We start from the raw sequence: 10,147 nt of genomic DNA on the forward strand, positions 1-10,147 counted from the left end.
CCTAGAACCTAGAACCTAGAACCTAGAACCTAGAACCTAGAACCTAGAGGGAATTTTATGAAACTTGAAGATATCCGTCGTGAGTATTTGCAAGATGCTCTGAGCGAAGAGAATTTACTTGATGATCCATTCAAGCAATTTGAAACCTGGCTTGAGCACGCGGTAGCAAGTAAACTGCCAGATCCAACGGCGATGGTGGTGGCAACGGTTGATGAAATCGGTCAGCCTTCGCAACGTATTGTGTTGTTAAAGCATCTTGATGATAACGGGTTTGTGTTTTTTACCAATACCGGCTCGCGTAAAGCACAAGAGCTTAAAGGCAATAATAAAATCTCTTTGCATTTTCCGTGGCACCATATGGAGCGCCAAGTGATTGTTTATGGTGAAGCACAACCACTGCCAACTTCAGCGGTTGCCAAGTACTTTTTGTCACGTCCCAAAGAAAGCCAGTTAGCTGCATGGGCTTCAAAGCAAAGCCGTCCTGTATCATCGCGTAAAGTGTTGATGGAAACTTTTGCTAATATGAAAACCAAGTTTGCTAAAGGCGAAATACCATTGCCAGATTTTTGGGGGGGATACTGTGTTGTGCCAACAAAAATTGAGTTTTGGCAAGGTGGTGCACACCGCCTGCATGACCGTTTTATATATCAGCGTCAAGCTGATAACAGCTGGCAAATTACACGTTTAAACCCATAGTTTATTATGGCGTTTATTGATTCCCACTGCCATTTAGATTTTACTGAATTTGATGCCACCCGCACCAAGCTAATTCAGCAATGTCAGCAGCTGGGGATCGAAAAATTGATCGTGCCGGGGATCACTTTGGCACAATCTCTTTCTTTATGCGCTTTTGCTAAACAGCATTCTGCAGTGCGCATCGGTGCAGGTTTACATCCTTACTTTTTAGCAGAATATCACCACAGTCATTTAGCCAAACTGACTGAGTTTACTGTGCAACATCGCCAGCAATTGGTCGCTATTGGCGAGTGTGGTATTGACCGCAGTATTGACGATATTGTTTTGCAAACTCAGATATTTGAGCACCATATCGATCTTGCTAATCAGCTTGAATTGCCATTGATTGTGCATCATCGACAAAGCCATGACCTTATTGCACAGTCATTTAAGCGCTGTAAGCCAAAATATGGTGGTGTTATACATGCTTTTTCAGGCTCATTACAACAAGCACAGTATTATATTAAACAGGGTTTTAAACTCGGGGTGGGCGGGGTGATCACTTATCAGCGAGCACAAAAAACACGTTCCGTTGTTGCTCACATAGCACCTGAACACTTACTACTTGAAACAGATGCACCTGCAATGCCGTTAGCGGGCTTTCAAGGGCAAATAAACACGCCGTTACAGTTACCCCTAGTGTTTGAGCAGTTATGTCAATTAAAGCAGATCACAACACCTTATAAGGCTGGTTTTCAAAAGCAGCTTTATGATTCGTGCTCAGAACTTTTTCGGATATAACGATTTACTTGCCAGCGCTTTAAACCACGGCCTAATTGCCAAGTAAAAATGCAGGTTATCACTAGCATTAGTAATACTTGGCGGCCTAAGTCATGAAAGCTGCTATGACTGGTTGCTACTGCTGAGCGGGTCAAGTAAGTTATTGCAACAAATCCTAGTGGGCGATCGTCATCACTGATTATCGGTTCAACAAACGGGGTTTTAAGTTTACTAATACCCGGAGTGGAGTTGGGCAGCTTACCTAAAATATGGTGAGCTTGCCAATTATCACTACTGGCGATAAGTATACCTTGCTGATCATAAATCGTTGCAGCCAGTACAAACTCATCTTTGCTTATGCTGTTACATAAGGCTGTTAATTCAGGTTTGTTTTTTTCAAGTAGCGGCGTTTTGGCATTGAGAGCCATAAAACGAGTTAAGCTTTTTGCTGTGCTGTCGGCACTATCATAAAGCAACTGGTGGCTTTGAAAACTACCATTAACAGCAACCCAAGTCAGCAATACAAAGCATGCCGCAGCAATACTTAATCGCACTAGGCGTTGCCTAAGAGATGCTGAAATAGGGTTTTTAAGATGGTTATTTTTCATAGTCACCGTTTACGCTGCTGACAGCTTTTGTTTTTGATGTTACAACTAAGCGTAACTATAACCTTAAATCCCCCTTTATGGCGAATTAATACCAATCGACTTAAATATTTAGTCTTTCTAGCGTGCTAAATAAAGCGCTAACGGCGTTATAAGTTTTTTATGTAGAACAACTACATATAAAATTTATGCCTTGTTATCACTCTATTTATCCGTCGCTATAAATGACCAATAACCTAACCCGATTGGTATAATTGTTATTTTACAGGGGAGACATTAGTATCATTTTTGGAGTTATCATGACATTGGAGCGCTTTGCGAGCCTTTCATCAGAGCAGTTATCGGCACAGTTGTCGTTAGGTATGTGGTATCACTATCAAGATGCTTTATTAGTACCAACAAGCTTACCAACTGATCCGCAAGGAATGTTTAGTATTGCTTTTGCAGGGGACTTTAGCGGCCAACAACTAGCTAATATAATTAACTTTTTAGCTCAGCAGCAGTTTATTGTCAGTGCATTTTGTCGTTATCAACCAGAGCCAAACTTAAGCCCCGCACTGTGTTTTTACAGCGAGACACTAAGTCCAAGCATTAATCCTTTGGTACTGAATGAATTTGCCCATCCATTGGGATTTCAACTTGTACAAGTTAGTAAGCCACCGATTTTAACTAAGCCTGGTTTATTAGTAATGGATATGGACTCAACCGCCATTACGATTGAATGTATTGACGAAATCGCAAGGCTTGCTGATGTATATGATGATGTCGCAGCGGTAACCGCACAAGCGATGGCTGGTAAGTTAGATTTTAGTGAAAGCTTACATCAACGAGTCGCTAAACTTGCGGGTATTGAGCAAAGCTTAATTGATGAACTAAAAAATAGTTTACCATTAATGCCAGGGATCAAAGCGCTATGCCAAGTGCTAAAGCAGCATAATTGGTATTTAGCCATTGCCTCAGGTGGCTTTGTGCCATTTGCTGAACAAGTGCAAAAACTGCTTGAACTAGACGAAGTACATGCCAATGTTTTGGAATTTAAAGATAATAAGTTAACAGGTAAAGTGCTAGGCATGATTGTTGATGCGCAGCAAAAAGCCGTGGTGTTGAGCCAATTACAGCAACGATTAAATTTACCTACGCAACAAACAGTGGCGATTGGTGATGGTGCGAATGATTTGACCATGATGGCTGCGGCAGGACTCGGTGTTGCCGTACACGGTAAACCTAAAGTTGTTGAACAAGCCCAAGCTGCAATTTGCCAAGGCTCGCTATTACAACTGTTATATTTATTAACTATTCCTGTTATTAAGTAACGGAGTTAAGTTAGCCGTTTAAGCCAAGTCTGCTTGCGCTTATTCATTTGGTCTACCAGCTCTGCGGTAAAGTCCAAATGACTAAGCGTTTCATCTGTTACATCAACCATGTCACCAACACCTGTTACTGCCCACAGTGCCTCTTCAAGATCTTTTGCTTTGTGCAATGCATATTGGCTTACGTATTTTAACTCGTTAGATAAGTAATCTGTATCAGGGCGGCCAGTGCGTGAAATATAAATACGCATTATAAAGATCAACTCAGATTTGAGACCTTTCTTTAAAAAGAGTAACTGTGGGGCATAATCCTCGCCTGCACTGCACTTGCTTTTTATAGCGTCTTTAATGGTCGGTTTTTTAGGATCAAAACGAATAAATAAAGTGAAAGGTAGAGGAGGATCTTGACGACTGCGATCTTTTATAAGCGGTGTGATCACGCCATTGAGCTGCTCTGGCGATAAAAAAGCATCAATGCTGGTGGTATTATTAAGCAAGCCATAGTTTTGCAAAATAATATGCAATGGGCTCGGGTACAAGCCTTGACCAATTGCTCCTGTTTTAAAATGTGCAGCTTCTTTATGTAAATAAAACGGAAATTGGCAGACACTTTTAGTTACCATATTTCGCAGCGCTGTCGATAATCCTGGCACCTTTGGCGCTTCTTCAGATACTTTTAGTTTATCTTTATTATTTTCAATTAACTGCGTAAAAAATTTCACCCCTTCGTGTGGGTTATCAACAATACGTAAGGCTTTTAAGTTGATAGTGGTGAACGATTTACTGACCGCCATCACTTCGTACTTTAATTTACTCAGCGTGTGCTTTTTGGTTATTTTTTGCAGCTCAGGTAAGCTTAATTCAACAACTTCACCTTTTTGAAAAGTAACCGGTTGGTCACACTCAATTTGCAACCCCATCACCGAGAAATCACGACTATGAGCGGTATGTGTTTGCTCATCCTGAGTTGTTAATACTACATCGGTTTTATACAAATAGCGTTTGTGAGAGCGTAGGTTTACATACTCTAAATCCACGGTTTCAAGTTTTGGTGGGGTTTTATGTTTGCCATGGCCAAAGTGCTTGAGCTGATTCACTATACTTTTATCGTAACTAAAACTTTGATAATGCGCTCGTTCAACGTCTGTTCCGACTGCTGTTAAAATCACAAGATATTTTACGTCTTTGATCATTCCTTGTACGCGAGGCGTTGGTGGCTTGTTTAATTTTTCAATATCTTTGCCAGCGGTATTTGGTAAGCTTAATGGAATAAATGAATCTTCTGGATGGCTTGGCATTAACTGTACTTTAAAACATTGCCAGCTTTCTTTTTGGCTACCAAAACCAAAAAATAATGCGCTTAATTGCGGCTCTGCAGTCAACTCTGTGCGTGTTGCTGAGTAATAATATACTTTTCCAGCAACCACGTGCGTAAAGGTGTATAAATACTCTTCTTTAACTGGGGCTGGGTTACTTAGTAACTGACTTAAACGTTGCTGATTTAAAATAGTGTATAAACATGACAGCTTTCGCTCATCGCAAAAATAACGCTGAATAAAAATATTGTTTTCAGTGGTCAGCACTAAACTTGGGTAGAGTTTATCGTTTTGCAAACTAAAAAAAGTAAATAACGAAGTCACCCGGGGAATATAGTACTGCTCATAGCCTTTTGAGACGACGGCATCTAAAGTATTATCTAAATTTACTTTATAGCGACGCTTATTGCCGTGAATAAAGCTTTCTAAAAACTCATCAAATTTTGCGTTATTTTCTATAAAAGTACGTTTTAAGCGAATATGATTAAATTCCGCAGAGATTTTCTCAACTGCAACAACTTCATATTGAATGCCGTTTTTTAAACCTAATTCAAAATCTTGCTCAAGACCGACTAAACGCAGTCCTAATAACTGCCCTTTTTTGACTTGATAGCGCGGTGAGAGCTTTATTTTTGCGCCACTTAAAGATATATCTGAGGTGGTTGCTGCAATGGTGTTGTCTTTGTTGAGTTCTACAGTGATTTTGATTGAATAGTTCATCCGTTCTTCACGGCGACTTTCATAAGAGGCAAATTTAATAACCTGGCAATCTAATTTTTGTTCATTCTGTAACTCAGGTTGCTTAGCTTGTTCAGCGGCTTTTTTTTGCATTACACGATGGTTATTATCGGTGTTCATTACAGCTTCGTAAACAGCAAGGGTATAACCACCATGGCGTTCTATGGCTTGTTCAAATACCGCAATAGCGGTTTCATCCATAAAGTGTTGTTTGCCTTCATACTCATAAGGTTTAACTTGGCCTGTTACTTGGCCGCGTAAATCAATAAAACGGGCGATAGGTTGCGACAAGCGCGACATTTCCATCTTGATCAAGAACTGCTCAGGTTTTGTTAAACCCGCTGTCTTCGATTTAAAGATCGTGTCAAATTTGGCATTACCTAAATATGATTTAAGCTCATCAACTAAACTTTCATATTTAAGCAGAGTGTCTTCAGTCATTTATAAAACCATCACCGTCTATTCTAAAAAGTTGGTATACTGCACATGTATTTACACACTCACTTGGTTGCTGGTTTGCAGCATGTGCGGTGTAATGAGTTACCATCTTTAATTTTTATTATTATGAGATTGCCAAATAAATGGCTCATTACTTTAGTTTATTAATCAAAAAAGCCCAAGCTAAAAAGATTAAGCAAAAAATATGCCCTAAAGTAAAAGTGATAAACCTTGCTTTTTTATATATCTCGATTGTGGCGTTGAATTGCCTTATTGGCAAGGTCAATATTCAGCGCACCATAACGCAACAATAAATTAAAGATCATCCTAGTATGGACATAAATGATTTCAAAATGACGAAGGTAGGCAAAAGTTAATGGCAAAAGCGGCAAAAATAGAGTTTGTTTGCACCGAATGCGGAATGAACTACCAACGCTGGCAAGGACAGTGTCGCTGCGGCGCATGGAATACCTTAGCCGAATTTAAGCCCTCAGCAGGGCAAACTAAAAAAGCAGCAACGCGCAGCGTTGTTGGCGGCTATGCTGGTGGCGTTGGCGGTGGCTCGAAAAAAATTAATGACATCGCAACCACCGAAGCCGAAAAGCAACTAACCGGTATTGGTGAACTTGACCGAGTATTATCAGGTGGCGTAACCACAGGTTCTGTGAATATTATTTCAGGCGATCCCGGAGCAGGTAAAACGACTTTATTATCGGATTTAGTCGCGCGCATGTCACAGCGTATGCCATCACTTTACTGCACCGCAGAAGAGTCGTTATCGCAATTTAAAAATCGTGTTAATCGCTTAAAACTCGATTACAACCCAGACGAACTGTATTTGTTATCAGAAACCAGTGTTGAAACCATTATCGAAGAGCTTGAAAAAAATAACATCAAGTTTGCAGTAATCGATTCTATTCAAGCGGTTGTTACTGATACCGCAAACGGCAGCCCAGGTTCACCGTCACAAGTTAAAAGTGCCGCGCAAGCGCTTACACAGTACTGTAAGCAAAACGACGTCACTATGTTTATCATTGCCCACGTAAATAAAAATAATGAAATAGCGGGGCCGCAAACCTTAGTGCATATTGTTGATGCGTTATTACATATCGACACTAACGATGGGCAAATACGTACCTTGCGCGCCAATAAAAACCGCTTTGGTGACATTGATACTGTAGGCATTTTTAGAATGTGCGAACGCGGTATGCTAAGTGTTGATAACCCCAGTGAAATATTTTTATCGGGATCAAGTACCGACTCACCCGGTTCAACCATTACTTGCATTCGAAAAGGTAACCGCAACTTGTTGCTCGAAATACAATGTTTAACTACCGAAACCGAGGCGGAGTTTCCACAGCGAGTGTGCGTAGGTTTAAATATGAACCGAATAAAAATGCTCACTGGTATTTTACGCAAGCACACTAAAACCAAAATCTTTCATGATACGTTTTTTAATATTGTTGGCGGGCTGAGAATTGATGAAACCGAAACCTGTATCGATTTAGCCTTAGTGACTGCCTTACTCAGTAGCTTAAATGAGTTTGTTGTACCGCGTACCACCTGCATAATGGGCGAGCTGAGTTTAAACGGTGACGTACGGCCAATCGACAGTGGCGTGCCACGCGTTAAAGAAGCTGCCCAACATGGTTTTACCGAAATATTTATTCCATTTCGTAATTACCATAAATCAATGGAAGGGCTGGGCGCTAAAATAACCCCAGTTAAAACAGTGCATGAACTGCTAAGTTTAATTAATTAGCCACGCTCAAAAAAGTGCAAATCAATTTGCACTTACTTATGCTAGGCCTTATCAAAGGTATTATTGAATGATACGCTTAGCAAAATCTTAAGTCTAAAGCCGTTAGAGACTAAGCTAAATAACAACGGTGATAATAGAAATCGTAATAAGGAAATAGAATGAAAAAACTCGCAATTGTTGCTGTTGTTGTCGTTGCGGCTATCGGTGGTGTTAGCTATGCAAATCATGCACTGACTCAAGAAGTTAAAGTAGAAGTTGATCGTCAGCTTGCATTAATGAGCCAGCAAATGGGTGTAACAGCCAGTTATGAAGATATTTCGGCCAGCGTGCTTGGGCAAAGTGTTGAAATATCAAATATGCAAATCACTGGTTTTGATCAGCAGCCGGTTGCTAATATTGCGAGCATTGAAGTGGCGGGATACGAAGTAGATAAAATTGCTCCTCGTACCGAGTTGAGCATAAGAAACTTTACCTTCAGTGAGCATTTTTTAGCGCAGTTACCACCAGACGCTAACAATAAACTCGCTGCTGCTAGCTATGATCTCCATACATTGATGAACTATGATGAAAAATCAGGTGATAGTGATATCGACTTTGCGCTTAATGCTAAAAATATTGTAGGCCTTAATTTTAACCTCGGTCTAGCAAAATCAACCGCATTGATGAATGCTTCATTGGCGCTGAGCAAAATGCAGCAACAACTAGGTAGTCAACAGCCGACTTTAGAGCAGCAATTACAGCAACAAACCTTACTAATGGAGGCGCTTGCAGAGCTTGAACCACGCAGCATCGAAATTGCCCTCAATAACGAAGGTGAATTTAAAGCACTCGTTGAGCAAACGCTTGAAAAGCAAGGTATGACGCTGGAGCAAATGCAGCAAATGGTCAATATGCAGCTACAACAAGCGCCAGTCAGCGAGCAACTGAGTGAAGCGATTAAAAACTTCACGCAAGGCTTAAGCTCATTAACCGTGTCAGCAAGCTTGCCAGAAGGGCAAACCATGACCGAAATTAACCAACAGATCTTCACCCTAATGGGGCAACCAGAAGAATTGGCAGAGTTTATAAATTTAAAAGCGAAGGGCGAATAGCTCTTAGAGCTATAAGTTGTATGCCTTAAGCGGTAAGTTTAAGACAAAATACAGTTTTGAGTTATTTTAAAGCGCGAGTTAATCTCGCGCTTTTTTATGGGCGATTCGGGTGAGGGACTAGGATTTAGGCGCTAGGTATTAGGAACAAACCAAAGCAGGTCGGCGTAAAATTTATTATCGTAGGTTGTGGTTCATAGCAACGAAACCCAACGGTGAAAATTAAAGTTTAGAGATGGTTTCAAGTGGGAAACTGACGTTGATATAGGTTTAGGATAATAACTCATTGAATAATCAAGCTGTTGTTTGCTCCACATTCAGGAAAATGAGCGACACGCGTATCTTTATCTGCTTTATTTTCCTGTATTCATAAACAGTTTTGAGTTTTTTTCAACAACTCGCGGGTTTATTTCTTGTGATTTACAATAACAAAATAACAACAAAGATAAATCCCTTGATTTACATTTAGATACAGAGTTAGACTGAAATTATTAAAAAACTCAAAGGATTTTCTGTCTGCAACTTGTGGGTTTAGATCCTTTGAATAAGCTGTTAGAACTACTCAAATAAATTGCGAGGTAAGGAAACATGGCAAGATGTACAGCACCATCAAGAGGACATCGTTCGGCTGCGGCAGCAGCAAATTGCCCCGCATGTGGTGGGCGATACGGTCGATATGGAGGTGGTGGTTATAGCTCATACTCAACTCCTTCTTACTCCCCGTCGAGTAGCAGTGGCGGTAGTCGGAGTAGCGGCGGTGGGTCAAGCCGTAGCACGAAGCCGCGCTGGTCTAAATCTGGCTCGTCTGTATCGTATACACCTTCTCAAATTCAATCACTTGAACCAATTCGAGAAACTGTTGAGGCACGAGCAGCACAGCAACCTGATCTTCGTGATGTATTCCTATGTCATGCTTGGGGCGATCGCAAAGAAGCAGCTAAAGAACTGCATGATTTACTTGTAGCTGCTGGTGTCAAAGTTTGGTTCAGCGAAAACGACCTTGGGCTTGGGGTGCCAATGATGCGAGCTATTGACAAGGGGTTAGCTAATTCCAGAATTGGACTTGTATTGGTTACCCCAGCAATGTTGGAGCGTTTGCCCCAAGAAAGTGTGGCAGACAAAGAGCTTTCTACTCTATTAGCAGGTAACCAACTTATCCCTATAGTACATAACACAACATATGAAGCTCTACGAAATGTCAGTCCTATGCTGGCCTCCAGAACTGGTTTGGATACTTCAGAGGATTCAATGACAGTTGTAGCAGAAAAAATAGCCGAGCTAGTAGAGATCTAGTTCAGTGCCAATAGGTTCTAACACATATGAGCCTTAACTCTGTCAATAGGCAGTAGTGTTTTTTTTGACCGTTTTTATAAATTGACGGTCAATTAAAAATCAATAAACAAATTCGTTTACTTCGCCTGTCGATGTGGCTGTT

8 protein-coding genes are annotated in these 10,147 nt (G+C 40.8%); 6 read left to right on the forward strand and 2 right to left on the reverse strand.

Going from position 1 to position 10,147, the window contains the following annotated elements:
- The first annotated feature begins 57 nt into the window (after window positions 1-57).
- Together pdxH and H5180_RS23010 are read left to right on the forward strand one after the other, a co-directional pair.
- A complete protein-coding gene (gene pdxH, locus H5180_RS23005; RefSeq protein WP_182731506.1) occupies window positions 58-696 on the forward strand; it encodes a pyridoxamine 5'-phosphate oxidase in 639 nt (212 codons plus the stop codon).
- A gap of 6 nt (window positions 697-702) precedes the next feature.
- Complete coding sequence (locus H5180_RS23010; protein ID WP_182759226.1) at window positions 703-1,476, forward strand: TatD family hydrolase; 774 nt, start codon at window positions 703-705, stop codon at window positions 1,474-1,476.
- Here the strand turns inward: H5180_RS23010 and H5180_RS23015 are convergent.
- Complete coding sequence (locus H5180_RS23015) at window positions 1,443-2,063, reverse strand: AhpA/YtjB family protein (protein ID WP_145235511.1); 621 nt, start codon at window positions 2,061-2,063, stop codon at window positions 1,443-1,445. The genes H5180_RS23010 and H5180_RS23015 overlap by 34 nt on opposite strands.
- A 296-nt stretch (window positions 2,064-2,359) precedes the next feature.
- Here H5180_RS23015 and serB point away from each other — a divergent pair, with 296 nt between their 5' ends.
- A complete protein-coding gene (serB, locus tag H5180_RS23020; RefSeq protein ID WP_182759227.1) occupies window positions 2,360-3,373 on the forward strand; it encodes a phosphoserine phosphatase SerB in 1,014 nt (337 codons plus the stop codon).
- Window positions 3,374-3,378: 5 nt separating this feature from the next.
- On the opposite strand, the gene H5180_RS23025 is transcribed toward serB, so the two are convergent.
- Complete coding sequence (locus tag H5180_RS23025; RefSeq protein ID WP_145235513.1) at window positions 3,379-5,865, reverse strand: PilZ domain-containing protein; 2,487 nt, start codon at window positions 5,863-5,865, stop codon at window positions 3,379-3,381.
- Window positions 5,866-6,238: 373 nt separating this feature from the next.
- Between H5180_RS23025 and radA the strand changes: the two genes are divergently transcribed.
- The 3 genes from radA to H5180_RS23040 all read left to right on the forward strand — a co-directional run bounded on the left by radA (window position 6,239) and on the right by H5180_RS23040 (window position 10,005).
- On the forward strand, window positions 6,239-7,624 hold the full coding sequence (radA, locus tag H5180_RS23030) for a DNA repair protein RadA (RefSeq protein WP_145235514.1): 1,386 nt from the start codon (window positions 6,239-6,241) through the stop codon (window positions 7,622-7,624).
- A gap of 158 nt (window positions 7,625-7,782) precedes the next feature.
- Entirely contained in the window at window positions 7,783-8,715 is a 933-nt protein-coding gene (locus tag H5180_RS23035) for a hypothetical protein (RefSeq protein ID WP_182759228.1), read from the forward strand.
- 585 nt (window positions 8,716-9,300) lie between these two features.
- Window positions 9,301-10,005: a toll/interleukin-1 receptor domain-containing protein gene (locus H5180_RS23040; protein WP_182759229.1), complete on the forward strand. Its 705-nt coding sequence runs from the start codon at window positions 9,301-9,303 to the stop codon at window positions 10,003-10,005.
- Window positions 10,006-10,147: the final 142 nt, after the last annotated feature.

The organism is Pseudoalteromonas sp. SR41-4 (assembly GCF_014163985.1).
Classification (GTDB): Bacteria; Pseudomonadota; Gammaproteobacteria; order Enterobacterales; family Alteromonadaceae; genus Pseudoalteromonas; species Pseudoalteromonas rhizosphaerae.